The sequence below is a fragment of the Cupriavidus oxalaticus genome (genome assembly GCF_038900635.1).
Lineage (GTDB): Bacteria > Pseudomonadota > Gammaproteobacteria > Burkholderiales > Burkholderiaceae > Cupriavidus > Cupriavidus oxalaticus_B.
Map to the genome: position 1 here is coordinate 166,961 of NZ_JAYMRX010000001.1, position 23,399 is coordinate 190,359.

19 protein-coding genes are annotated in these 23,399 nt (G+C 64.8%); 2 read left to right on the plus strand and 17 right to left on the minus strand.

Features of this window, described 5'->3' with window-relative positions:
* Window positions 1-32: 32 nt before the first annotated feature.
* Entirely contained in the window at window positions 33-1,565 is a 1,533-nt protein-coding gene (gene ppx / locus VSR71_RS00750; protein ID WP_342912070.1) for an exopolyphosphatase, read from the minus strand.
* Between the two features lie 146 nt (window positions 1,566-1,711).
* On the opposite strand from ppx, the gene ppk1 reads away from it, so the two are divergent.
* Window positions 1,712-3,838: a polyphosphate kinase 1 gene (gene ppk1 / locus VSR71_RS00755; RefSeq protein ID WP_342912071.1), complete on the plus strand. Its 2,127-nt coding sequence runs from the start codon at window positions 1,712-1,714 to the stop codon at window positions 3,836-3,838.
* A gap of 72 nt (window positions 3,839-3,910) precedes the next feature.
* On the opposite strand, the gene phoR is transcribed toward ppk1, so the two are convergent.
* The 11 genes from phoR to VSR71_RS00810 form a co-directional block, all read right to left on the minus strand.
* Window positions 3,911-5,275 carry a phosphate regulon sensor histidine kinase PhoR gene (phoR, locus tag VSR71_RS00760; protein WP_342912072.1) on the minus strand — a complete coding sequence of 455 codons (1,365 nt, stop codon included), beginning with the start codon at window positions 5,273-5,275 and terminating at the stop codon, window positions 3,911-3,913.
* A gap of 134 nt (window positions 5,276-5,409) precedes the next feature.
* Entirely contained in the window at window positions 5,410-6,117 is a 708-nt protein-coding gene (gene phoB / locus VSR71_RS00765) for a phosphate regulon transcriptional regulator PhoB (protein WP_342912073.1), read from the minus strand.
* A gap of 27 nt (window positions 6,118-6,144) precedes the next feature.
* Complete coding sequence (phoU, locus tag VSR71_RS00770) at window positions 6,145-6,849, minus strand: phosphate signaling complex protein PhoU (protein ID WP_342912074.1); 705 nt, start codon at window positions 6,847-6,849, stop codon at window positions 6,145-6,147.
* Between the two features lie 58 nt (window positions 6,850-6,907).
* Entirely contained in the window at window positions 6,908-7,696 is a 789-nt protein-coding gene (pstB, locus tag VSR71_RS00775) for a phosphate ABC transporter ATP-binding protein PstB (RefSeq protein ID WP_342912075.1), read from the minus strand.
* Window positions 7,697-7,763: 67 nt separating this feature from the next.
* Entirely contained in the window at window positions 7,764-8,669 is a 906-nt protein-coding gene (gene pstA, locus VSR71_RS00780) for a phosphate ABC transporter permease PstA (RefSeq protein ID WP_342912076.1), read from the minus strand.
* Window positions 8,666-9,634 (minus strand): phosphate ABC transporter permease PstC, encoded by a 969-nt coding sequence (pstC, locus tag VSR71_RS00785; RefSeq protein WP_018007824.1) that lies wholly within the window; start codon window positions 9,632-9,634, stop codon window positions 8,666-8,668. Before pstC ends, pstA begins: the two co-directional genes overlap by 4 nt.
* 118 nt (window positions 9,635-9,752) lie before the next feature.
* Complete coding sequence (pstS, locus tag VSR71_RS00790) at window positions 9,753-10,784, minus strand: phosphate ABC transporter substrate-binding protein PstS (protein ID WP_342912077.1); 1,032 nt, start codon at window positions 10,782-10,784, stop codon at window positions 9,753-9,755.
* 232 nt (window positions 10,785-11,016) lie between these two features.
* Window positions 11,017-12,360 (minus strand): phosphoglucosamine mutase, encoded by a 1,344-nt coding sequence (glmM, locus tag VSR71_RS00795; protein WP_342912078.1) that lies wholly within the window; start codon window positions 12,358-12,360, stop codon window positions 11,017-11,019.
* Window positions 12,361-12,437: 77 nt separating this feature from the next.
* On the minus strand, window positions 12,438-13,238 hold the full coding sequence (folP, locus tag VSR71_RS00800; RefSeq protein ID WP_342912662.1) for a dihydropteroate synthase: 801 nt from the start codon (window positions 13,236-13,238) through the stop codon (window positions 12,438-12,440).
* Window positions 13,239-13,447: 209 nt separating this feature from the next.
* Window positions 13,448-15,331, minus strand: coding sequence for an ATP-dependent zinc metalloprotease FtsH (ftsH, locus tag VSR71_RS00805; protein WP_342912079.1), 1,884 nt, complete (start codon window positions 15,329-15,331; stop codon window positions 13,448-13,450).
* A gap of 151 nt (window positions 15,332-15,482) precedes the next feature.
* The gene (locus VSR71_RS00810; protein WP_029046379.1) at window positions 15,483-16,148 is read right to left on the minus strand and encodes an RlmE family RNA methyltransferase; all 666 of its coding nucleotides are present in this window, start codon (window positions 16,146-16,148) and stop codon (window positions 15,483-15,485) included.
* Window positions 16,149-16,346: 198 nt separating this feature from the next.
* On the opposite strand from VSR71_RS00810, the gene VSR71_RS00815 reads away from it, so the two are divergent.
* Window positions 16,347-16,850: a YhbY family RNA-binding protein gene (locus VSR71_RS00815; protein ID WP_342912080.1), complete on the plus strand. Its 504-nt coding sequence runs from the start codon at window positions 16,347-16,349 to the stop codon at window positions 16,848-16,850.
* A gap of 41 nt (window positions 16,851-16,891) precedes the next feature.
* Here the strand turns inward: VSR71_RS00815 and VSR71_RS00820 are convergent, their stop codons facing one another.
* From VSR71_RS00820 to carA, 5 genes are all read right to left on the minus strand, one after another.
* Complete coding sequence (locus VSR71_RS00820) at window positions 16,892-17,395, minus strand: DUF4149 domain-containing protein (protein ID WP_342912081.1); 504 nt, start codon at window positions 17,393-17,395, stop codon at window positions 16,892-16,894.
* A gap of 58 nt (window positions 17,396-17,453) precedes the next feature.
* Window positions 17,454-17,930 carry a transcription elongation factor GreA gene (greA, locus tag VSR71_RS00825; RefSeq protein ID WP_342912082.1) on the minus strand — a complete coding sequence of 159 codons (477 nt, stop codon included), beginning with the start codon at window positions 17,928-17,930 and terminating at the stop codon, window positions 17,454-17,456.
* A 220-nt stretch (window positions 17,931-18,150) separates the two neighbouring features.
* Complete coding sequence (gene carB / locus VSR71_RS00830) at window positions 18,151-21,399, minus strand: carbamoyl-phosphate synthase large subunit (protein WP_342912083.1); 3,249 nt, start codon at window positions 21,397-21,399, stop codon at window positions 18,151-18,153.
* A gap of 110 nt (window positions 21,400-21,509) precedes the next feature.
* A complete protein-coding gene (gene leuE / locus VSR71_RS00835) occupies window positions 21,510-22,199 on the minus strand; it encodes a leucine efflux protein LeuE (protein WP_342912084.1) in 690 nt (229 codons plus the stop codon).
* Window positions 22,200-22,246: 47 nt separating this feature from the next.
* A complete protein-coding gene (carA, locus tag VSR71_RS00840; protein ID WP_342912085.1) occupies window positions 22,247-23,383 on the minus strand; it encodes a glutamine-hydrolyzing carbamoyl-phosphate synthase small subunit in 1,137 nt (378 codons plus the stop codon).
* Window positions 23,384-23,399: the final 16 nt, after the last annotated feature.

The following is a 23,399-nucleotide window of genomic DNA, read 5'->3' on the forward strand; positions in this document are numbered from 1 at the left end:
CGGCGGCCCCTTCCTCCACGCTCAGCCGTTCGTCAGTCGTAGACGACCTTGTAGCGCTTGCCGATTCGCTGCCATTCGTCGGCCTCCTGCGCGAGGCTGTATTCGATCAGTGGATTGGCCTCGATCCACATCTTGGGCAGGCGCACCTCGAAGCCCTCGTCGAGCGCCTCGGCCAGCTGGCTGACGCGGATATCGGGCGAGCCGACGTCCGAACGGCGCCGGCACAGCACGAAGGCCAGGCGCAGGCTGAACAGCATGCGCCAGTCGACGAACTTGCCGCTGCCCGACAGCTTGCCAAGCTTGCCCGCATGCCCCAGCAGCAGCGTGGCCAGCCGCGCCTGGTCGGTCTTGGAGAAGCCCGGCATGTCCGCATGCGTGGCGATATACGCCGAGTGCTTGTGGTAGCCGCTGTGCGAGATCGACATGCCGATCTCATGCAAGCTCGCGGCCCAGCCCAGCAGCGCCAGGTTGTCATCGCGCCGTTCGTTGGCGGGTTCCGGAAACTGCGCCAGCAGCGCCTGCGAGGTACCACGCACGCGCCCTGCCTGGGCGCGGTCGACGCCGTAGCGGCGCATGAACTGGTCGACCGTAACGGTGCGCATGTCCTCATGGTGGCTGCGCCCCAGCAGGTCATACAGCACACCCAGGCGCAACGCGCCGTCGGTGACGTCCATGCGGTCGATGTCGAGTTCGGCGAACACGCCCAGCATGATCGACAACCCGCCCGGCAGCACCGGAATGCGGTCCGCCTTCAGCCCGGTAAGCTTGACGCGGTTGGTGTTCTCGGCCTTGACCAGCGCACGCTTGAGGCGCTCCAGTCCTTCGCGCGTGATGCCGTGGTCGGCCGGGTTGTCGTTCATGCCGTTGAGCTCGATCAGCTCGGCCAGCGCGCGCGCCGTGCCGGACGAACCGACCGCCTGCTCCCAGCCGGCGGCGCGGTACTGGCGCACCAGCACCTGGATCTCGCGGCGCGCGGCCAGCTCGGCCTGCTTCATCGCGTATTCGTCGACATTGCCGCTGGGGAAGAACTGCCGGCTATGCGATACGCAGCCGATGTACAGGCTTTCCATCAGCTTGGACTGATAGCCGCTGCCGATGATGAATTCGGTCGAGCCGCCGCCAATGTCCACCACCAGCCGGTTGCCCTGACAGGCCGGCGCATCGTGCGAAGCGCCCAGGTAGATCAGCCGCGCTTCTTCGCGCCCGGCGATGACTTCGATCGGGAAGCCGAGCGCGTTCTCGGCCTCGATCAGGAACTCGGATGCATTCTTGGCGACGCGCAGCGTATTGGTGGCGACCGCACGCACCTGCTCGGGCGCAAAGTCGCGCAGGCGGTCGCCGAAGCGCCGCAGCGCATCGATGCCGCGCCTGCGCGCGGGCTGGTCCAGGTACTTGTCGGGCGTCAGGCCAGCCGCCAGCCGCACGGGCTCACGCAGGGCGTCAACCTGGAAGATCTGGCTCGCGGTGCCGTTGGCCGTGGTGGTCTCGTCCACCCGCCCGATCATCAGGCGGAAACTGTTCGAGCCCATGTCGACGGCGGCGAGCAGGCGTGGAGTGTTGTTCATCGTATGCTAGGAGGCTGGTTCGCGTTCGTGTTGCGTAGCTCGGCCCGGGCAAGTGCCCGCTGCCGGCGCTCGCGCCCCGGAAAAATATGTCCTTGTCATGTCCGCATCATGACAAAATCAAACTGTCACAAAAGTGACACGATTTTATGGAAAAGTCGCCACCTTACCAAAAGAAGGTCATGACCATGTCGACGACGCCGTCCAGTACGCTGCTCAATCGAGAGCTGGGCATCCTGGAATTCAATGCCCGTGTGCTAGCGCAAGCCGCCGACCCTAAGGTACCGCTGCTGGAAAGGCTGAAGTTTATCTGCATCGTGTCCAGCAATCTGGACGAGTTCTTTGAAATCCGCATGGCGGGCCTGAAGGAACAGATGCGCGACAACGCTTCGGGTCTGACACCGGACGGGCTGTCCTTCCAGCAGACTTACCAGCTTGTCACCGAGCGCACGCAGCGGCTTGTTGCTTCGCAGTATGACATGCTGCAGAACACCATTTTTCCACTTCTTGAAAAAGAAGGTGTCTTTTTCCACCTGACCACGACCTGGACCGACGCCCAGCGCGAATGGGCGCGGGAGTTCTTCCAGCGCGAGCTGGCGCCGGTGCTGACGCCGATCGCGCTGGACCCCGCCCACCCCTTCCCGCGCGTGCTCAACAAGAGCCTGAACTTCGTGGTCGAGCTGTCCGGCAAGGATGCCTTCGGCCGCGATGCCGACCTCGCCATCGTGCAGGCGCCGCGCGCGTTGCCGCGCGTGGTGAAGATGCCGGAGAAGCTGTCGGGCTACCCGTTCGGCTTCGTGATGCTGTCGTCGTTCATGCAGGGCTTCGTGCATGAGTTGTTCCCGGCGATTGCGGTGCACGGCTGCTACCAGTTCCGCGTCACGCGCAATTCCGACCTGTTCGTTTCCGAGGACGAAATCACCGACCTGCGCGAAGCGCTGCAGGGCGAACTGCCGACGCGCCATTTCGGCGACACGGTGCGGCTGGAGGTGTCCTCCGACACGCCGGCTCCGCTGTCGCGCCGGCTGCTGCTGGAATCGGGCCTGAGCGAGCAGGACCTGTACCGTGTCTCCGGCCCGGTGAACCTGGTGCGGCTGATGCAGATCCCCGACATGGTCGATCGCCCCGCCCTCAAGTACCCGCCCTATGTGCCGGCGCCGGTGAAGCCGTTTGCCGCGGGGGCCTCGATTTTCGACGTGATGCGCCAGCAGGACGTGCTGCTGCACCACCCGTACGAGAGCTTCAGCTCGGTGCTCGACCTGCTGCAACTGGCCGCCGCGGATCCCAACGTGGTCGCGATCAAGCAGACCGTGTACCGCACCGGCAACGAGTCGCTGGTGATGGAAGCGCTGATGACCGCCGCGCGCAACGGCAAGGAAGTCACCGTGGTGGTGGAACTGCTTGCGCGTTTCGACGAAGAGACCAATATCAACTGGGCCGAGCGGCTGGAATCGGCCGGCGCGCACGTAATCTATGGCGTGGTCGGCCACAAATGCCACGCCAAGATGCTGCTGATCGTGCGCCGCGAGCCTGCCGGCCCCAAGGCCAAGCAGGTCAAGCTGCGCCGCTACGCCCACCTGGGCACGGGCAACTACCATCCGCGCACCGCACGTCTCTATACCGACTTCGGGCTGCTGACCGCCGATGAGGCGATCTGCGAAGACGTGCACCACGTGTTCCAGTTGCTGACCGGCACCGCCGGCACGATCCGGCTGAACCACCTGTGGCAGTCGCCGTTCACCATGCAGACCAACCTGGTCGAGCATATCCGCGCCGAAGCCCGCAACGCGCGCGCCGGCAAGCCGGCCCGGATCATCGCCAAGATGAATGCGCTGCTGGAAGCGTCGATCATCGACGAGCTGTACAAGGCATCGCGCGCGGGGGTGAAGATCGACCTGATCGTGCGCGGCGTCTGCGCGCTGATGCCGGGCGTGCCGGGCATGTCCGAGAACATCTCGGTGCGGTCGATCGTCGGGCGGTTTCTGGAACACCATCGCGTCTATTATTTCCGCGCGGGCGGCGAAGAGGTGCTGTACCTGTCCAGCGCCGACTGGATGGATCGCAACCTGTTCCGCCGCGTCGAGGTGGCCTTCCCCGTGCTGGACAAGGCGCTGAAGGCGCGCGTGATCAAGGAAAGCCTGCAGGTGCACCTGCGCGACAATGCTTCGGCGTGGATCATGCAGCCGGACGGCAATTACATGCGCAAGCAGACGCGCTCCAGGCATCCGCGTGTCAGCCAGAACGACATGCTGGCGATGTTCGGCGGCAATCCGTGATTGCTGCACGGAAAGCAACAAGCCCCGCCGCGGCGGGGCTTGTTGCTTTGATGGACCGGCGACGCGGAGCGTTCAGGCGGCCCGGCGCGAAGAATCCGGTGCCTGCGGCGATGCCGGCACGGCGGCGGCCGCGTCGCTCAGGCTGCGCACGCTGCGCTCCAGCGGAAAGATGATGCGGAACACACTGCCGCGCCCTTCCTCGCTGGTCACGCGCAGGTCGGCATGGTGGCGCGACAGCACGTGCTTGACGATGGCCAGGCCCAGCCCGGTGCCGCCGGTATCGCGCGAACGGCTGCGGTCGACGCGGTAGAAGCGCTCGGTCAGCCGCGGAATATGCTCGGCGGCGATACCAAGCCCGGTGTCGGCCACCGAGAACACCGCATGGCCCTCTTCCCAGCCCAGCCGCAGCGAGATGCGCCCGCCTTCCGGCGTGTAGCGCACTGCGTTGGACACCAGGTTGCCCAGCGCCGACAACAGCTCCGTCTCGGCGCCGCGGAATCCCACCGTGGGGTCGATCTCGGCCGCGATCTTGTGCCGGCCTTGCGACAGCGCTTCGGCATCATGCATCAGATGCGCGACCATCGCCTGCACGGCCACCATGTCGTTGCCCGGCGGCTGCGCATCGCTTTCCAGCTTGGCCAGCGCCAGCAGGTCTTCGACGATGCTTTGCATGCGCATCGACTGCACCAGCATCATGTCGACATAGCGGCGGCGATCGTCTTCCGGCACTGGCAGGTCGCGCACGGTTTCCAGGAAACCAGTCAGCACCGTCAGCGGCGTCTTGAGTTCATGCGAAACGTTGGCGACGAAATCGCGGCGCATCGCCTCGGTATTTTCGAGCTTGGTGATGTCCTGCGTGATCACCAGCTTGCGGTTGTCGCCGTAGGGCAGGATCTGCACCGCGATCACGCTGTGCTTGTGTTCGCCCATGTCGCGCATCACCAGCGGATCGTCGAAACGCTGCCGCGTCAGGTAGTGGACAAACTCGGGCCGGCGGATCAGGTGCGTGATGCGCTGGCGCACGTCGCGGCGCGCGTTCAGGCCGAAGTGCTGCTCGGCCACGTCGTTGCACCATTCGATCTGGTCGGCATCGTCGAGCATCAGCACGCCGTTCGGCGAAGCCTGGATTGCCTGGATAAAGCGGGTGTGCTGCTGCTCGACCTGCAGCACCTGCGTGCGCCAGCGCTTGACCAGCCGGTGCAGCCGGTAATACACCTCGCCCCACAGGCCCACGGCGCTCGGGATCTCGCCGTAGACGGGCGCGTCGAGCACCTTCCACAGGCGATTGATCTGGTACAGGTAGAAGCAAAGCAGCCCGAACAGCACCGCGCAGGCCAGTGCCAGCGCGGCAATCGGGCCGAAGGCCAGGAAGACGCCGGCGGCTACCACCACCAGGCTGATCAGGATAGCCGCGGAACGGGCCCAGATGACATTCATGCGCAGGGTTCAGGCTAGCGGCCGGCAGCGGCCGCATGGGGTTGCGACGGAGTGTGCCACGAATTCGCCGCGCCCTGCCAGCAGCGTGAGTAGTGGCACGGGGCGAATGGCACCGCCCCGGCCAGCCGGCCCCCTCAGGCGCCGGGAGCGCGCGCAAGGCGGTAGCCGCTGCCGCGCACGGTTTCGATCATGTTGCTGTAGCCACCTGGAGTAAGCGCTGCGCGCAGGCGCTTGATGTGCACGTCGACGGTGCGCTCTTCGACAAAGACATGGTCGCCCCAGACCTGGTCGAGCAGTTGCGAACGACTGTGCACGCGCTCCGGATGGGTCATCAGGAAGTGCAGCAGGCGAAACTCGGTTGGGCCAAGGTCCAGCTTGATCGGGCCACCGTCGTCCTCGCCGGTGACACGATGCGTGGCCGGGTCCAGCCGCAGGCCATTGATCGCCACCACGTCGTCGGTCAGCTGCGGCGCGCGGCGGCGCAGCACTGCCTTGATGCGGGCGAGCAACTCCTTGGGCGAAAACGGCTTGGTGACGTAGTCGTCGGCACCGGCTTCCAGGCCCATCACCTTGTCCTGCTCCTCGCCGCGGGCAGTCAGCATGATGATCGGGATCTGGCGGGTGCGGTCGTTTGCCCGCAACTCCTTGGCGAAGGTCGCGCCCGACTTGCCCGGGAGCATCCAGTCCAGCAGCACTAGGTCGGGCAGCACGTCGCTCATCAGCGACAGCGCTTGCTCGGCGTTATAGGCCCTGATCGGATAGTGCCCCGCGTGCTGCAGGTTGACGGCGATCAGTTCGGCGATCGCCGGTTCGTCTTCGACAACGAGAATACTGCTTGGCATGTGTATCGTTCTCCGCAATCAGGCGGCTCAGCTCAGGGCTTCGCGCTCCATGTCCTCGCGCGAGGCATGGCGGACGTCCGTCCCCTTGACAATGTAAATGATAAATTCCGCGATGTTCTTGGCGTGGTCGCCGATGCGCTCCACCGCCTTGGCGATAAAGAGGAAATCCAGCGCGACCGAGATCGTGCGCGGGTCTTCCATCATGTACGTGATGAGCTTGCGCACGAAGCCGCGGAATTCCTCGTCGATCGCCTTGTCGTCCTTGACGATGCGTGCCGCCGCCACGGTATCCAGGCGGGCAAAGGCGTCCAGGGCCTGGCGCAGTAGCGAGATCGCCATCTCGCCCGACAGCTTCACCTCGGCATAGTTGATGCTGTGCGCCGACGCGTCTTCCATGATGTGCTTGGTGCGCTTGGCGATCTTCTCCGCCTCGTCGCCGGCGCGCTCCAGGTTGGTGATGGTCTTGGAAATGGCCATCACCAGGCGCAGGTCGCGCGCGGTCGGCTGGCGCCGCGCGATGATATTGCCGCAATCGGCATCGATCTCGACTTCCAGCGCGTTGAGCTGCTGCTCGCGTGCGATGACCTGGTCGGCCAGGTCGGCGTCGAAGTCAGCCAGCGCGCGCATGGCAACTTCGATCTGCGACTCGACCAGCCCGCCCATCTGCAGCAGCTTGGTGTTGATCGCATTGAGGTCGGCGTCGAACTGGGTCGACAGGTGCTTGTCAGTCATGGGTTTCTCCTGGCCGCTATGGATATGCTAATCCTTGCCCTGCTTTCCAGCGTCGGAATCAGCCGAACCGGCCGGTGATGTAGTCTTCCGTTTCCTTGCGGTGCGGCTTGATGAAGATCTTCTCGGTCTCGCCGAACTCGATCAGCTCGCCCAGGTACATGTAGGCGGTGAAGTCCGAGCAGCGCGCGGCCTGCTGCATGTTGTGGGTCACGATCACCACGGTGTACTCGTCCTTCAGCTCGGCGATCAGTTCTTCGATGCGGCCGGTGGAGATCGGGTCCAGCGCCGAGCATGGCTCGTCGAGCAGCAGCACTTCCGGGCGGATGGCGATGCCGCGCGCGATGCACAGGCGCTGCTGCTGGCCGCCGGACAGGCCGTAGCCAGACTGGTTCAGCTTGTCCTTGGCTTCGTTCCACAGCGCGGCCTTGGTCAGCGCCCATTCCACGCGGTCATCCATCTCCGAGCGCGACAGCTTCTCGAACAGGCGCACGCCAAAGGCAATGTTGTCGTAGATCGACATCGGGAACGGCGTCGGCTTCTGGAACACCATGCCGACCTTGGCGCGCAGCAGCGCGATGTCCTGCCTGGCGGTCAGCAGGTTGTCGCCGTCCATGTTGATCTCGCCCTCGGCACGCTGCTCGGGATAAAGCGCATACATCTTGTTGAAGGTGCGCAGCAACGTCGACTTGCCGCAGCCCGAGGGGCCGATGAAAGCCGTGACCTTGCGGTCGGGGATCGACATGTTGATGTTCTTCAGCGCATGGAACTGGCCGTAGTAGAAGTTCAGGTCGCGCACATCGATCTTGGCGCGTACCGAATCAGGAATGTCGATGACGGTAGAGGTCATTGCGTTCTCTCGCTTGCAGTCAGCTTGCAGTCTTCAGGGCGAAACGTGGGATAGGTCGTTGCGCCGCTTAATGCTTCTTGAACAGGATGCGCGCCAGGATGTTCAGGGCCAGCACGCCGACGGTGATCAGGAACACGCCCGCCCAGGCCAGTTGCTGCCATTCGGTGAACGGGCTCATGGCGAAGCGGAAGATGGTCACCGGCAGGTTGGCCATCGGCTTGTTCAGGTCGGAGGTCCAGAACTGGTTGGACAGCGCGGTGAACAACAGCGGCGCGGTTTCACCGGCGATACGTGCCACCGCCAGCAATACGCCAGTCACAATGCCGGCGTACGATGACTTCACCGTGATCGACATCACCATCTTCCACTTGGGCGTGCCCAGGGCGAAGGCCGCCTCGCGCAGCGAGTTGGGCACCAGGTTCAGCATGTTCTCGGTGGTGCGCACCACGATCGGGATCTGCAGCAGCGCCAGCGCGCAGATGCCTGCCCAGCCGGAGAAGTGCCCCATGCGGGTCACCACCAGCGCGTAGACAAAGAGGCCGATCACGATCGACGGCGCCGACAGCAGGATGTCGTTGATGAAGCGGATAAAGCTGGCCAGCGGCGAGCGCTGGCCATACTCGGCCAGGTAGATGCCGGCCAGGATGCCCAGCGGCGTGCCGAACAGCGTGGCCATGCCCACCATCACGAAGCTGCCGAAGATGGCGTTGGCCAGGCCGCCGCCGGCGGTGTTGGGTGCCGGCGTCATCTGCGTGAACAGGTCCAGCGACAGGCCGCCCACGCCCAGCGTGACAGTGGTCCACAGGATCCACGCCAGCCAGAACAGGCCGAAGCCCATCGCCACCAGCGAAGCGGTCAGCGCATACAGGTTGATGCGGCGGCGGCGGCCCTGCAGGCGCGCGCGCACGGCATCGGCATCGGGACGGACGGCGGGGATAGATACGGAAGACACAGCTTGGCTCGCTTGGCTCATTTGGCGCCCTCATTCTTGGCGAGTCGCAGCAGCAACAGCTTGGACAGCGCCAGCACCACGAAGGTAATGAAGAACAGGATCAGGCCCAGCTCCATCAGCGCGGCCGTATGCAGGCCGGCGCCGGCTTCGGCGAACTCGTTGGCGAGTGCCGAGGTGATGCTGTTGCCCGGCGAGAACAGCGATGCGCTGTCTAGCAGGTTGGTATTGCCGATCACGAAGGTGACGGCCATGGTCTCGCCCAGCGCGCGGCCCAGGCCCAGCATCACGCCGCCGATGACGCCGGCGCGGGTATAGGGCAGCACCACGTTCCACATCACTTCCCAGGTGGTGCAGCCCACGCCGTAGGCGGATTCCTTGAGCAGCACCGGAGTGACTTCAAACACGTCGCGCATCACCGAGGCGATGTAAGGGATGATCATGATCGCCAGGATCACGCCCGCGCACAGCAGGCCAATACCCAGCGGCGCGCCCTGGAACAGCTTGCCGATCACCGGCAGCTGGCCTACCGTGGCGGCCAGGGGCTTCTGGAAATACTCGCCGAAAATCGGCGCGAACACGAGCAGGCCCCACATGCCGTACACGATGGACGGCACCGCGGCGAGCAGCTCGATGGCGGTGCCCAGCGGGCGGCGCAGCCAGGCAGGCGACAGCTCGGTCAGGAACAGGGCGATGCCGAAGCTCACCGGCACCGCGATGATCAGCGCGATCAGCGATGTCACGATGGTGCCGTAGATGGGCACCAGCGCACCGTAGACATCGGCGGGAGGATCCCACTCCGCGGACCACAGGAAGCGCGCGCCGAAGGCCTCGATCGAGGGCCAGGCGCTGATCGCCAGCGAGACGATGATGCCGCCCAGCAGCAGCAGCGTCACGATGGCGGCGCCGCGCGTCAGGCCGCCGAACAGGATGTCGCCGAGCCGGCTCGGAGGCTGGACGCCGCGGGTGTCGGAGGGAATAGTCGCCATGTCGGAGAATTCAGGGTGGATCGCCACTCCCGCCTGGGCGGGAGCGCGGTGTCCGGACGAGAGTCAGGCTGCCCGGACACCGGCCCCGCGCTCGCGCGGGGCCGGCGATGCCGTCAGATCAGTACAGCGCCTTGCCCGAGGCGTCCTTTACGCTGGTCTTCCAGGTCGAACGGATCTGGTTGACCACGCTCTCCGGCAGCGGTACGTAGTCCAGGTCGGCGGCCATGTTGGCGCCGCTCTTGTAGGCCCAGTCGAAGAACTTCAGCACTTCCGCGCCCTGCGCCGGCTTTTCCTGGTTCTTGTGCACCAGGATGAAGGTGGCGCCGGCGATCGGCCATGCTTCCTTGCCCGGCTGGTTGGTCAGGATCTGGTAGTAGCTCTTGCTCCAGTCCGCGCCGGCGGCGGCGGCCTTGAAGGCATCGTCGCCCGGCTTGACCACGGTACCCGCCGCGTTCTTCATGTTCACGTGGGTCATCTTGTTTTGCTTGGCGTAGGCGTACTCAACGTAGCCGATGGCGCCGTTCAGGCGCTGCACGAAGGCGGCCACGCCCTCGTTGCCCTTGCCGCCGGTGCCGCCGCCCGGCCAGTTGACCGTCGTGCCCTCGCCCACCGTGCCCTTCCAGTCAGCGCTGACCTTGGACAGGTAGTTGGTGAAGATGAAGGTGGTGCCCGAACCGTCGGCGCGGCGCACCGGCAGGATGTCCTGGCTCGGCAGCTTGGCTTGCGGGTTCAGCGCCTTGATGGCGGGGTCGTCCCACTTCTTGATCTTGCCCAGGTAGATATTGGCCAGCACCTCGCCGGTGATGGTCAATTCGCCCGGCTTCACGCCTTGCAGGTTGATCACCGGCACCACGCCGCCGATCACCGTCGGAAACTGGACCAGGCCCTGCTTGTTCAGTTCCTCGTCCTTCAGCGGCGCGTCCGAGGCGCCAAAATCGACCGTCTTGGCGCCGATCTGCTTGATGCCGCCCGACGAGCCGATGGATTGATAGTTGACCTTGTTGCCCGTTGCTTTGTTGTATGCGTCGGCCCACTTGGAATACACGGGCGCCGGGAAGGAAGCGCCTGCACCGGTAATTTCCGCCGCGAACGCAGTACCCGCTACGACCATCGAAACGATGCCTGCTACGGCAGTCTTGACCAGCTTCATATGTCCTCCAGAGAACATTGGTTGGGAATGACAAATTTTTGACAAGACGAACTGTATGCTCCCCATATGACAATTCCGTGACATCTTTAAATCTTCTTGAAAGCCGCTGCCAGCTTGGGTTTCGGGGCGCCATCGAACTGTCATGGCGATGCAATGTGACGGCGGTTAATTGCAAAATTACCCAGAAAAACGCCGGGACAAGCCCGGCGTTTGCCGCATTCGCTGCGACGGATCAGGCGCTCAGCGCGTCAGCCAGCGTCTTCGCGGCGCGCTCGGCCATGTCGGCCTGTTCAGCCTCCACCATCACCCGTACCACAGGCTCCGTGCCGGAGGCGCGGATCAGCACCCGGCCACGGCCTTCGAGTGCCGGCTCGACCTCGGCACGCGCGGCTTGCAGGCCGGCATGCGACTGCCAGTCGAAGCCCTTCTGCACGCGCACGTTGATCAGGGTCTGCGGGAACAGCGACACACCCTCCAGCAACTGTGCCAGCGTCTTGCCGCTGCGGCGCAGTGCCGCCAGCACCTGCAGTGCCGAGACGATGCCATCACCGGTGCTGTGGCGGTCAAGGCACAACAGGTGGCCGGAGCCCTCGCCGCCCAGCGTCCACTTGCGCTTGTTCAGCTCTTCCAGCACATAGCGGTCGCCGACCTTGGCGCGCACGAACTCCACACCCTGGCGCTGCAGCGCCAGTTCCACCGCCATATTGGTCATCAGCGTACCCACCGCGCCGGGCACCACCTGTCCGTTGCACTGGCGGTCGCGCACAATCAGGTACAGCAGTTCGTCGCCGTTATAGAGGCGGCCGTCGGCGTCCACCACCTGCAGCCGGTCGGCGTCGCCGTCGAAGGCCAGACCCAGGTCGGCGCCGTTGGCCTTGACAGCCTCGATCAGTTTGGCGGGCGCGGTGGCGCCATAGCCTGCATTGATATTGCGGCCGTCCGGCTGGTTGCCGATCGCGACCACGTCGGCGCCAAGTTCATGGAAGACGTGCGGTGCGATGTGATAGGCGGCGCCATGGGCGCAATCCACCACCAGCTTCAGCCCGTGCAGGTCCTGCTCGTGCGGGAACGTGCTCTTGCAGAACTCGATATAGCGGCCCGGGGCGTCGTTGATGCGGCGGGCGCGGCCCAGGTCGTCGGAGGGCGCGCACAACATCGGCTCGTCGATCGCGGCCTCGATCTCGGCCTCGACCGCGTCGGGCAGCTTGTCTCCATCGGCGGAGAAGAACTTTATGCCGTTGTCGTAGTACGGGTTGTGGCTGGCCGAGATCACCACGCCGGCCGAGAGGCGCAGCGCGCGCGTCAGGTAGGCAATGCCCGGCGTCGGCAGCGGCCCCGTCAGCAGCACGTGAACGCCGGCCGAAGTGAAGCCGGCTTCGAGCGCAGCTTCGAGCATATAGCCCGAAATGCGCGTGTCCTTGCCGATCAGCACGGTCGGGCGGCCCTGCCCGGTCTTGGCGCCGTGCGCCAGCACCTTGCCGGCTGCATGGCCCAGGCGCATCACGAAGTCAGGAGTGATCGGCGCCTCGCCAACGCGCCCCCGGATGCCATCGGTCCCGAAATACTTGCGTGTCATTCGCTGTTCCCTTTCTGATCTGTCTTGCGTTGCACTACCTGGCGCTCTGCGGCGCCTGCCTTGGGTGGACGGGGTGTTCAGGCTGCCGTGACAGACTCGTTGCGCACGGCCCACCAGGTCTTGACCGCGTCCACAGTCTGCTCCACATCATGCACGCGTACGATAAACGCACCGCGCTCTACCGCACACACCGCGGCCGCAATGCTGGCGGCAATTCGTTGCTGTGGCGGGCGCCCGCCCAGAATCGCGCCCAGCGTGGATTTGCGCGAGATCCCCGCCAGTACCGGCAGGCCTTCCAGCGCCATCCGCGGCAACTGGCCGAGCAGGCGCAGATTATGATCCGGCGTCTTGCCAAAGCCAAACCCCGGATCGAGGGATAGGCGCGCGTCGTCGATGCCGGCAGCGCGCAGCACGGCAATCCGTTCGGCCAGAAAATCCGCCACCTCACTGACCACATCCTCGTAGTGCGGGTCTTCCTGCATGGTTTGAGGGTCGCGCTGCATGTGCATCACGCACAGCCCGGCTTTTCCTGCCTCCTGCGCTGCCAGTGCCTCCACCGCGCCAGGCATGCGGAAGCCCCAGATATCGTTGATGAGATCGGCACCCGCCGCAATGGCGGCGCGCATGACCTCTGGCTTGTAGGTGTCGATCGACAGCGGCTTGCCGCAGTCGCGCAAAGCCTCGACCACCGGGATCACGCGCGCCAGCTCATCCTTCAGCGGCAGCGCGGCCGAGCCCGGCCGGCTGGATTCACCGCCGATGTCGATGATGTCCACCCCCTCCTCGATCATCTGTTCGGCACGGCGCACGGCGGCATCGCGGCCGGCGTGCTGGCCGCCGTCCGAGAAGGAGTCGGGCGTCACGTTGAGGATGCCCATCACGAGCGGGCGCTGGTCTAGCGCAAAGCGGAAGCGTCCGCACTGGAAATACCGGATCTCTGGAATCTGCTGCAAGGTCGGAATACTCAATAAAGCGGTGCGCGAACCCGGCCGCGCCAAAGGAAAAGCCGGTGCACCAGGCACCGGCTTCAGGGTCATGCATTACACAGCCAGCATGCAGGCGTCGTCAGGCCGACGAGCTGATGCGATCAGGCCGTGGCAGGCGCGTTGGTCGGCGCCACCGGCGAGCCACCCGGGGGCGTGCTGCCGCCACCGTTCTGACCCGACACACCGCGCGGCGGACGCGGCGGCTTGCCGGCCATGATGTCGTTGACCTGGTCGGCGTCGATGGTTTCCCACTCCATCAGCGCGTTGGTCATGGCCTCGACCTTGTCGCGGTTATCTTCAAGCAGGCGCTTGGCCAGCGCGTATTGCTCGTCGATGATGCGGCGGATCTCGGCGTCGACCTTCTGCTGCGTGGCTTCCGACACGGTCTTCGACGACAGCTTGCCGAACATGCCGTCCTGCTCGGTATCCACGTAGACCATGGCGCCGAGCGAATCGCTCATGCCGAAGCGGGTCACCATGTCGCGGGCGATCTTGGTGGCGCGCTCGAAGTCGTTGGAGGCACCGGTGCTCATGGCGTTGAGGAAGACCTCTTCCGCGGCCCGGCCGCCGAAGAGGATGGCAACCTCTTCCAGCATGCTGTCCTTGTACTTCGAATACTTGTCATGCTCGGGCAGCTGCCAGGTCACGCCCAGCGCCCAGCCACGCGGCATGATGGTGACCTTGTGCACCGGATCTGCCTTGGGCAGCAGCTTGGCAACCACCGCGTGGCCCGACTCGTGGTAAGCCGTGGCCCGGCGCTCTTCCTCGCGCATGACCGTCGACTTGCGCTCCGGACCCATGTAGATCTTGTCCTTGGCGTCCTCGAAGTCCTGCATGTCGACCACGCGCTTGTTGCGGCGGGCGGCAAACAGTGCAGCCTCGTTGACCAGGTTGGCCAGGTCGGCGCCCGAGAAGCCCGGAGTACCGCGCGCGATCACCGAGGCGTCGACGTCGTTGCCAATCGGCACCTTGCGCATATGAACCTTCAGGATCTGCTCGCGGCCGCGGATGTCCGGCAGGCCCACGTAGACCTGGCGGTCGAAACGGCCCGGACGCAGCAGCGCCTTGTCCAGCACGTCGGCACGGTTGGTCGCGGCGATCACGATCACGCCGGAGTTGGCCTCGAAGCCGTCCATCTCGACCAGCATCTGGTTCAGGGTCTGCTCGCGCTCGTCGTTGCCGCCGCCCATGCCGGCGCCACGATGGCGGCCGACCGCGTCGATTTCATCGATAAACACGATGCAGGGAGCCTGCTTCTTGGCATTCTCGAACATGTCGCGGACTCGCGCCGCGCCCACGCCGACGAACATTTCAACGAAGTCGGAACCCGAGATGCTGAAGAACGGCACCTTGGCCTCGCCGGCGATGGCACGCGCCAGCAGCGTTTTGCCGGTACCCGGAGGGCCGACCAGCAGCACGCCGCGCGGGATACGGCCGCCCAGCTTCTGGAATTTCTGCGGATCCTTCAGGAAGTCGACCAGCTCGACCACTTCTTCCTTGGACTCATCGCAACCGGCCACGTCCTGGAACGTGACGGCGTTCTGGTTCTCGTCGATCAGGCGCGCACGCGACTTGCCGAATGAGAATGCGCCGCCTTTCCCGCCGCCTTGCATCTGGCGCATCATGTAGAACCAGAACACGATGATCAGCAGGGTCGGCCCGAGGTAATACAGCGCCTGGACCAGCACGTTGGGTTCGTCATCCGCCTTGCCGGTCACCTGGACGCCATACTTCATCAGGTCGCCGACCATCCAGATGTCGCCCGGCGAGATGATGGTGTACTTGGCGCCTTCCTTAGGCGAGACCACCAGGTTGCGGCCCTGCACGTCGACACGCGACACCTTGCCGTTCTTGGCGTCATCCATGAACTGCGAATAGGTGACGCTGTCCTGCGCACGGGGCTTGTCGAACTGCTTGAAGACGGTAAACAACACCAGCGCGATCACGAGCCAGATTGCCGCCTTTTGAAACAGGTTGTTATTCAAGGCCGAACTCCTTTGCAATTGCCTTGCCAACGGATAGCTGCATTGTAATGCAGCGCCCGCCCTCGGGGGGAAACAGCGAAACTATGACGCCGATAGGTGCGGGTGGGGCACTTTCGCCCACTTATTTTGCCCTGGCCTCGACCGGAATCAGTTAATCCACCGCCTTCAGGTAGCGCCCAAGGATAAAGGTTTCGGAAGATTTGTCGCGGGACGCCTTGGGCTTGCGCTTCGCGACCACTTTGAACTGCCGTTTGAACTTCTCCACGATCTGGCTGTAGCCGCTCCCGTGGAAACACTTTACCAGCAATGCGCCTTCCGGCTTCAGGTGGGCCTGTGCAAACTCAAGGGCCAGATCGCACAAGTACTCGATCCGGGCCGAATCGGCGGAGGCCACACCGGACAAATTGGGGGCCATGTCGGAGATAACAAGGTCGATCTTGTCGCCGCCGGAAGCTTCCAGTACCAGGCTTTCGAGTTGCCGGAACACCTCTTCCTCGCGGAAATCGCCCTGGATGAAAGTGACGTCGGCGACAGGCTCCATCGGCAGGATATCGATCGCGACCACCGCGCCGTCGATCTTCCCGTCCTTGGCCCGGTTCGACGCAGCCAGCTTGTTGCGTGCGTACTGGCTCCAGCTGCCAGGAGCCGCGCCCAGGTCGACGATGACCTGCCCCGGCTGGATCAGCTTGTCCTGCTCGTCGATTTCCTTGAGCTTGTAGGCGGCGCGGGCACGATAGCCCTCCCGCTGCGCCATCTTCACGTAGGGGTCGTTGATGTGGTCGTGCAGCCACGAATGGTTAAACTTGTTCTTTGCCATGCCAGTTCCAGCCTGTTGCCTGCCCCGGCACGCGGCCAATGCCACATGCGCAAGGTTTTTCTACTGTTTTGATGATTTTGCCGCCCGACAGTGCCGGATTGACGGATAATACGCGCCAATTCGCGCTCCGCCCGCCTGCCGAACCGGCACCTGCCGGGCCCGCCGCGCACCAAACTCCAGCGCCACCGGCGCCAACCTATGCCCGCACTACAACTGATTCCTGCCCAGCGCTCCGAACTGCGCTCCCGTGCCCATGCCCTGAACCCGGTCGTCATGGTTGGGGCCGAAGGCCTTACCGGCGCCGTGCTCGCCGAGATCGACCGCAGCCTGGCTGCGCACGACCTGATCAAGATCCGCGTATTCGGCGATGACCGCGACGCCCGCATTGCCATCTACGAAGAAATCTGTGACGCGCTGCACGCCGCGCCGATCCAGCATATCGGCAAGCTGCTGGTGGTCTGGCGCCCGGGCGAGGCGCGCCTGAAGGAAAACCAGCCGGATAGCCTGGGCCGCCTTGCCCCGGCACGCCGCGGCGGCTCCGCGCCGCGCACGGTGACGGTCAAGAAACCCAGCGCCGCACCGAATCGGCGTCCGACCCGCAAGGAAGTGACCGTACTCGGCAACGAGCGCGTCACCGCGGGTGGCAACGTCAAGCGCGCGCGCGCGCGGCCGACCAGCCAGAAAAAGAAAGCCCTCAGCTGACAGGCTCCATCGAAGCGGCCACCGCCCGGTGGCCGCGGCATTCACTCCCCGGCCGAACGCGGCGCCGAAGCGCGCCACACCAGCACCAGCGCGAGCAGGCTTTGCAGCAGGTAGAAAGCACTCGACGCGCCGTGCAGCATGCCGAACTGCGCCTGGTAAGGCGATTCCGAAACACCCAGCCCCAGCGCCTGTGCTTTCTCCTTCAGGCTGCCCATGAACGGCTGGATGCCGAAGTAGCCGACCAGCACGCAGCACAGCATGCCGAGCACCAGCCAGCGCAGGCCGCGATAGCGGTTGGCGCCGCGGCGGATCATCACGTTGCACAACACCAGCTGCAGCACGCCGATGGTCACACCGACGATGGCTTCGGTATGGAACAGGTGACCGGCGATCATGCCGGCCATCTCGCGGCTGGGCAGTACAGAGAACAGCGTCGGCGCCACCATGTAGCCAACCGTCCAGAGGCTGCCAGCCCACACCACCGTCAGCAGCAGGAATAGCCGGTGCGGCAGCGGCGGCAGGCTGTTATAGGAAGAAGAGAACACGTGCCGGTCTTTCCGGTGGCCGGATTGCGGGCGACTGCCGCTCCCGGCCCGACCGGCCTCAGATATAGCGGACGGTAATGACTTCGTACTCGCGCTCGCCGCCAGGGGCCAGCACGGTGGCGACGTCGCCTTCGAACTTGCCGATCAGCGCGCGCGCGATCGGCGAACTGACCGAGATCTTGCCGGTATCGAGGTCGGCCTCGTCATCGCCCACGATCTGGTAGCTCACCGGCTTGCCGGACTCCAGGTCTTCCAGGTCAACGGTCGCGCCAAAGACGATGCGGCCATCGGTGTCAAGCTGGGTCGGGTCGATAACCTGGGCCGTCGACAACTTCGACTCCACTTCGATGATGCGCCCTTCGATAAAGGCCTGCTTTTCCTTGGCAGCGTCGTATTCGGCGTTTTCAGAAAGGTCGCCCTGCGCACGCGCTTCGGAAATGGCATTGATCACCGCCGGACGCTCGACAGCCTTGAGGCGCTGCAGCTCTTCCTTGAGCAGTTCGGCGCCACGCTTGGTAATCGGAATGGTGCTCATGTCTTCTTCAACAAAAAAATGAGCCGCAGCGGAGCTGGAGCCATCCCCGGCAAGACTGCCAGGGCACTTCCGCTCAACCGCGGCTTTCAGACAGGACCGAAGGGCCGCACACTGCTTATGCTGGTGCCAGGCCGATTCAATCGACGAATTTGACGTAGTTTAGGCCAAGAAGCCCGCCGGCATCAACACCGGCGGGCTTCCGGGCAATGTGCAGCGTGGCTTACGCCAGCGTGCCGTGCAGGCCCTGCAGGTCATAGACCTCCAGGCTCTGCATGTGCTTCAGCCCCTCCACCGCAGCGCTGGCGCCAGCGATGGTGGTGTAGTAAGGCACGCGGTTGGCCAGTGCCGAGGTACGGATCGAACGCGAATCCGCGATCGCGCCGCGGGTTTCATCGACGGTGGTGAACACCAGCGCCAGTTCACCGTTCTTGATCATGTCGACGATGTGCGGACGCCCGTCCTTGACCTTGTTCACCACCTTGACCGGGATGCCGGCGGCCTCGATGGCCGAGGCGGTGCCGCGGGTGGCGACGATCGGGTAGCCCAGGTCGTGCAGCATGCGGGCCACGGCAACCGCGCGCGGCTTGTCGCTGTCCTTCACGGTGATCAGCACGGTGCCCTTTTCCGGCAGGCGCGAACCCGCTGCCAGCTGGCTCTTGAACAGTGCCTCGCCGAAGGTCTTGCCCACGCCCATCACTTCGCCGGTGGAGCGCATTTCAGGTCCGAGGACCGGATCGACGCCCGGGAACTTGTTGAACGGGAACACCGCTTCCTTGACGCTGTAGTACGGCGGCACCACCTCGTCGGTAATGCCCTGCTCGTCCAGCGACTGGCCGGCCATGCAGCGCGCAGCGATCTTGGCCAGCTGCATGCCGGTGGCCTTCGACACGTACGGCACGGTACGCGAAGCGCGCGGGTTCACTTCCAGCACGTAGACGGTGTCGACACCGTTGCTCTGCTGGATGGCGAACTGCACGTTCATCAGGCCGACCACGTTCAGCGCCTGGGCCATGGCGGCGGTCTGGCGCTTCAGTTCGGCGACGGTCTCGGCCGACAGCGAGTACGGCGGCAGCGAGCAGGCGGAGTCGCCCGAGTGCACGCCGGCCTGCTCGATGTGCTCCATCACGCCGCCGATGAACACGCGCTTGCCATCCGACAGCGCGTCGACGTCGCATTCGATGGCATCGTTCAGGAAGCGGTCCAGCAGCACCGGCGAATCGTTCGACACCTTGACGGCCTCGCGCATGTAGCGCTCGAGGTCGCGCGGCTCGTGCACGATTTCCATTGCGCGGCCACCCAGCACATACGACGGGCGCACCACCAGCGGGTAGCCGATTTCCTCAGCCAGGCGCAGCGCTTCGTCCTCGGCGCGCGCGGTGCGGTTGGGCGGCTGGCGCAGGCCCAGTTCCTGCAGCAGCTTCTGGAAGCGCTCGCGGTCTTCCGCGGCGTCGATCATGTCAGGGCTGGTGCCGATGATGGGCACGCCGTTGCGCTCCAGGTCCAGCGCCAGTTTCAGCGGGGTCTGGCCGCCGTACTGCACGATCACGCCGACCGGCTTTTCGATCGCGACGATCTCCAGCACGTCTTCCAGCGTCACCGGCTCGAAATACAGGCGGTCCGAGGTGTCATAGTCGGTCGACACGGTTTCCGGGTTGCAGTTGACCATGATGGTCTCGTACCCGTCTTCGCGCAGCGCCAGCGCGGCGTGCACGCAGCAGTAGTCGAACTCGATGCCCTGGCCGATCCGGTTCGGGCCGCCGCCCAGCACCATGATCTTCTTCTTGTCGGTCGGGTTGGCTTCGCACTCGCCATGCTCGGCCTCATAGGTCGAGTACATATAGGCGGTGTTGGTGGCGAACTCGGCCGCGCAGGTGTCCACGCGCTTGTAGACCGGGCGCACGTTCTGGGCAATGCGCGCCTCGCGCACGGCGCGGGCGTCGGTCTTCAGCAGCCTGGCCAGGCGGCGGTCGGAGAAGCCCTTCTGCTTCAGGAAGCGCAGCTCAGCGGCCGACAGGCTTTCCAGTGTGCGTGCCTTGACCAGGCCTTCGGTCTTGACGATGTCTTCGATCTGCGCCAGGAACCACGGATCGATATCGGTCTCGCTATAGACCTCTTCCAGCGACATGCCGAGGCGGAACGCGTCACCCACGTACCAGATGCGGTCCGGGCCGGCCTCGCCGATTTCCTCGACGATCTCGTCGCGGTCGGTGGATTTCTCGTCCAGACCGTCCACGCCGACTTCCAGGCCGCGCAGGGCCTTCTGGAACGATTCCTGGAAGGTGCGGCCCATCGCCATCACCTCGCCCACCGACTTCATCTGGGTGGTCAGGTGGCTGTCGGCCTGCGGGAATTTCTCGAAGGCAAAACGCGGCACCTTGGTGACCACGTAGTCGATCGACGGCTCGAACGACGCCGGGGTCGCGCCGCCGGTGATCTCGTTCTTCAGCTCGTCCAGCGTGTAGCCCACGGCCAGCTTGGCCGCGACCTTGGCGATCGGGAAGCCGGTGGCCTTGGAGGCCAGCGCGGACGAACGCGACACGCGCGGATTCATCTCGATGACGATCATGCGACCGTCCTTCGGGTTGATCGAGAACTGCACGTTGGAGCCGCCGGTGTCGACGCCGATCTCGCGCAGCACGGCCAGCGAAGCGTTGCGCAGGATCTGGTATTCCTTGTCGGTCAGGGTCTGCGCCGGGGCCACGGTGATCGAGTCGCCGGTGTGGATGCCCATCGGGTCCAGGTTCTCGATCGAGCAGATGATGATGCAGTTGTCCTGCTTGTCGCGGACCACTTCCATCTCATACTCTTTCCAGCCCAGCAGCGATTCTTCGATCAGCAGCTCGCGCGTCGGCGACAGGTCCAGGCCGCGCTTGCAGATCTCTTCGAATTCCTCGCGGTTGTAGGCAATGCCGCCGCCGGTGCCGCCCAGCGTGAACGAGGGGCGGATCACGATCGGGTAGCCGGCGGTGCCGGTTTCCTGGGCGATGCGGCCCTGCACGGCCACGGCCTCATCCATCGAGTGGGCGATGCCGGACTTGGCCGAGCCCAGCCCGATCTTGGTCATCGCGTCCTTGAACTTCTGGCGGTCCTCGGCCTTGTCGATGGCCTCGGGGGAGGCGCCGATCAGCTCGACCTTGTACTTGTCCAGCACACCGTGGCGGTGCAGGTCCAGCGCGCAGTTCAGCGCGGTCTGGCCGCCCATGGTCGGCAGGATCGCGTCGGGGCGCTCCTTCTCGATGATGCGCTCGACCACTTCCCAGGTGATCGGCTCGATGTAGGTCACATCGGCCGTGTTGGGGTCGGTCATGATGGTCGCCGGGTTCGAATTGACCAGGATGACTTTGAAGCCTTCTTCGCGCAGGGCCTTGCAGGCCTGGGCGCCGGAGTAGTCGAATTCGCACGCCTGGCCGATGATGATGGGGCCCGCGCCGATGATCAGGATGCTCTTGATGTCTGTGCGTTTTGGCATTGCACGCTCTCTTTATGGGCCGGCTCGCTTGCATGCGGGCCGCGCCGGTAATCAGGGAATCCCTTCAGGATTCGAATAATGTCGGCTGCAGTTGTCGCAACCGCGCCGCGTCAGTTCATGGTCGCCGTAGCCAGCTTGGCGCCGAAGCCGATAAACATCGCCCCGACCCCGCTCGCCATCCCGGCCGACAGCCGCCGCCGGCGCCGGAACGCGTCGGCCAGCTTCGCGCCCACGAAGATGATGGTGGTCAGGTAGGCGAAGCTGCACAGCTGGCACACCACGCCCAGCACGGCGAACGACAGCACCGGGTAGGCAAAGGCCGGATCCACGAACTGGATGAAGAACGAGATGAAGAACAGGATGGCCTTCGGGTTCAGCAGGCTGATCAGCAGCGCCTTGCGGAACGGGTCGGACTGCTCGGCCGCGCCGGCGGGCACCGTCTTGTCCGCCGCATTGTCCACTGCCGCCGCGCCGCGCGAGGCCCAGCTGCGCATTGCGCCGCGCAGCATGTTGAAGCCGATCCACGCCAGGTAGGCCGCGCCGATGTACTTCACCACGTAGAACAGCGCCGGACTGGCCTTCAGCAGCGAGGCCACGCCCGCCGCCGACAGCACCATCAGCACCTGGTCGCCCAGGAACACCCCGCACGCGCCCTTGTAGCCGGCGCGCACGCCACGCTGCGCCGCCACCGACAGCACGTACATCGAGTTCGGCCCCGGCAGCAGCACGATAAAGATCGTGCCGAGCAGGTAGGTCCAGAAATCGGTGATGCCGAAGGCGGTTTGCATGAAGGCGTTCATGGGGTATCCCGTGGTCCAGCGCTGTCCGGGCGCGCTAATTTGCTCACTTACTTGCGCGCGTCGGTCATGTGCTGGATGAAGCGGTCGAACAGGTAAGCCACGTCGTTCGGGCCAGGCGAGGCTTCCGGGTGACCCTGGAAGCAGAACGCCGGCTTGTCGGTCAGCGCGAAGCCCTGCAGCGTGCCGTCGAACAGCGACACGTGGGTCACGCGCGTGTTGGCGGGCAGCGTGTCGGCGTCGACCGCGAAACCGTGGTTCTGCGACGTGATCATCACGCGGCCGTCCTCCAGGTCCTTGACCGGGTGGTTGGCGCCGTGGTGGCCGGCCTTCATCTTCAGCGTCTTGGCGCCGACGGCCAGGGCCATGATCTGGTGGCCCAGGCAGATGCCGAAGGTCGGGATGCCGCGCTCGATGAACTCGCGCGTGGCGGCAATGGCGTAGTCGCACGGCTCGGGGTCGCCGGGGCCGTTGGACAGGAACACGCCGTCCGGATTCAGCGCCAGCGCGTCGGCGGCGCTCGCCTGGGCCGGCAGCACCGTCACCTTGCAGCCGCGCTCGGCCAGCATGCGCAGGATGTTGAACTTGACGCCGTAGTCATAGGCGACCACGTGGAACTGCGGCTTGTCCTGCTTGCCGTAGCCTTCGCCCAGCGCCCATTCGGACTGGGTCCACTCGTACGGCTCCTTGACCGAAACCACCTTGGCCAGGTCCATGCCGGCCAGGCCGGGGAACGAGCGGGCCAGGTCGATGGCCTTCTGCACGTTGTCCTCGCCAGCCAGGATGCAGCCGTTCTGGGCGCCCTTCTCGCGCAGGATGCGGGTCAGCTTGCGGGTATCGATGCCGGCGATCGCCACCACCTTTTCCTGCTTCAGGTAGTGCGCGAGGGTGTGTTCCTTGCGGAAATTGGAGGCCAGGATCGGCAGATCCTTGATGATCAGGCCGGCGGCATGGACTTTCGTGGCTTCGACATCCTCAGGATTGACACCGTAGTTGCCGATATGCGGATACGTCAGCGTGACGATCTGCCGCGAATAGCTCGGGTCGGTGAGGATTTCCTGGTAACCGGTGATGGCGGTGTTGAACACCACTTCGCCGATGGTATGGCCGGAAGCGCCAATGGAATAGCCACGAAAGACCGTGCCGTCTGCTAGCGCGAGAATGGCGGACGGAAAAGACGGTAACACGGGTAGGCTCCTGCTG

Bases quoted from the DNA above. Each gene is read 5' to 3' on its own strand.
- leuE (WP_342912084.1), bottom strand. From the start codon at position 22,199: ATGAACGCCTTCATGCAAACCGCCTTCGGCATCACCGATTTCTGGACC.
- VSR71_RS00815 (WP_342912080.1), top strand. From the start codon at position 16,347: ATGCCCGCACTACAACTGATTCCTGCCCAGCGCTCCGAACTGCGCTCC.
- pstC (WP_018007824.1), bottom strand. From the start codon at position 9,634: ATGGCGACTATTCCCTCCGACACCCGCGGCGTCCAGCCTCCGAGCCGG.
- ppk1 (WP_342912071.1), top strand. From the start codon at position 1,712: ATGGAAAAGTCGCCACCTTACCAAAAGAAGGTCATGACCATGTCGACG.
- greA (WP_342912082.1), bottom strand. From the start codon at position 17,930: ATGAGCACCATTCCGATTACCAAGCGTGGCGCCGAACTGCTCAAGGAA.
- folP (WP_342912662.1), bottom strand. From the start codon at position 13,238: ATGGGCATCCTCAACGTGACGCCCGACTCCTTCTCGGACGGCGGCCAG.
- glmM (WP_342912078.1), bottom strand. From the start codon at position 12,360: ATGACACGCAAGTATTTCGGGACCGATGGCATCCGGGGGCGCGTTGGC.
- pstS (WP_342912077.1), bottom strand. From the start codon at position 10,784: ATGAAGCTGGTCAAGACTGCCGTAGCAGGCATCGTTTCGATGGTCGTA.
- ppx (WP_342912070.1), bottom strand. From the start codon at position 1,565: ATGAACAACACTCCACGCCTGCTCGCCGCCGTCGACATGGGCTCGAAC.
- VSR71_RS00810 (WP_029046379.1), bottom strand. From the start codon at position 16,148: ATGGCAAAGAACAAGTTTAACCATTCGTGGCTGCACGACCACATCAAC.
- phoB (WP_342912073.1), bottom strand. From the start codon at position 6,117: ATGCCAAGCAGTATTCTCGTTGTCGAAGACGAACCGGCGATCGCCGAA.
- pstB (WP_342912075.1), bottom strand. From the start codon at position 7,696: ATGACCTCTACCGTCATCGACATTCCTGATTCGGTACGCGCCAAGATC.
- pstA (WP_342912076.1), bottom strand. From the start codon at position 8,669: ATGAGCCAAGCGAGCCAAGCTGTGTCTTCCGTATCTATCCCCGCCGTC.
- carB (WP_342912083.1), bottom strand. From the start codon at position 21,399: ATGCCAAAACGCACAGACATCAAGAGCATCCTGATCATCGGCGCGGGC.
- phoR (WP_342912072.1), bottom strand. From the start codon at position 5,275: ATGAATGTCATCTGGGCCCGTTCCGCGGCTATCCTGATCAGCCTGGTG.
- phoU (WP_342912074.1), bottom strand. From the start codon at position 6,849: ATGACTGACAAGCACCTGTCGACCCAGTTCGACGCCGACCTCAATGCG.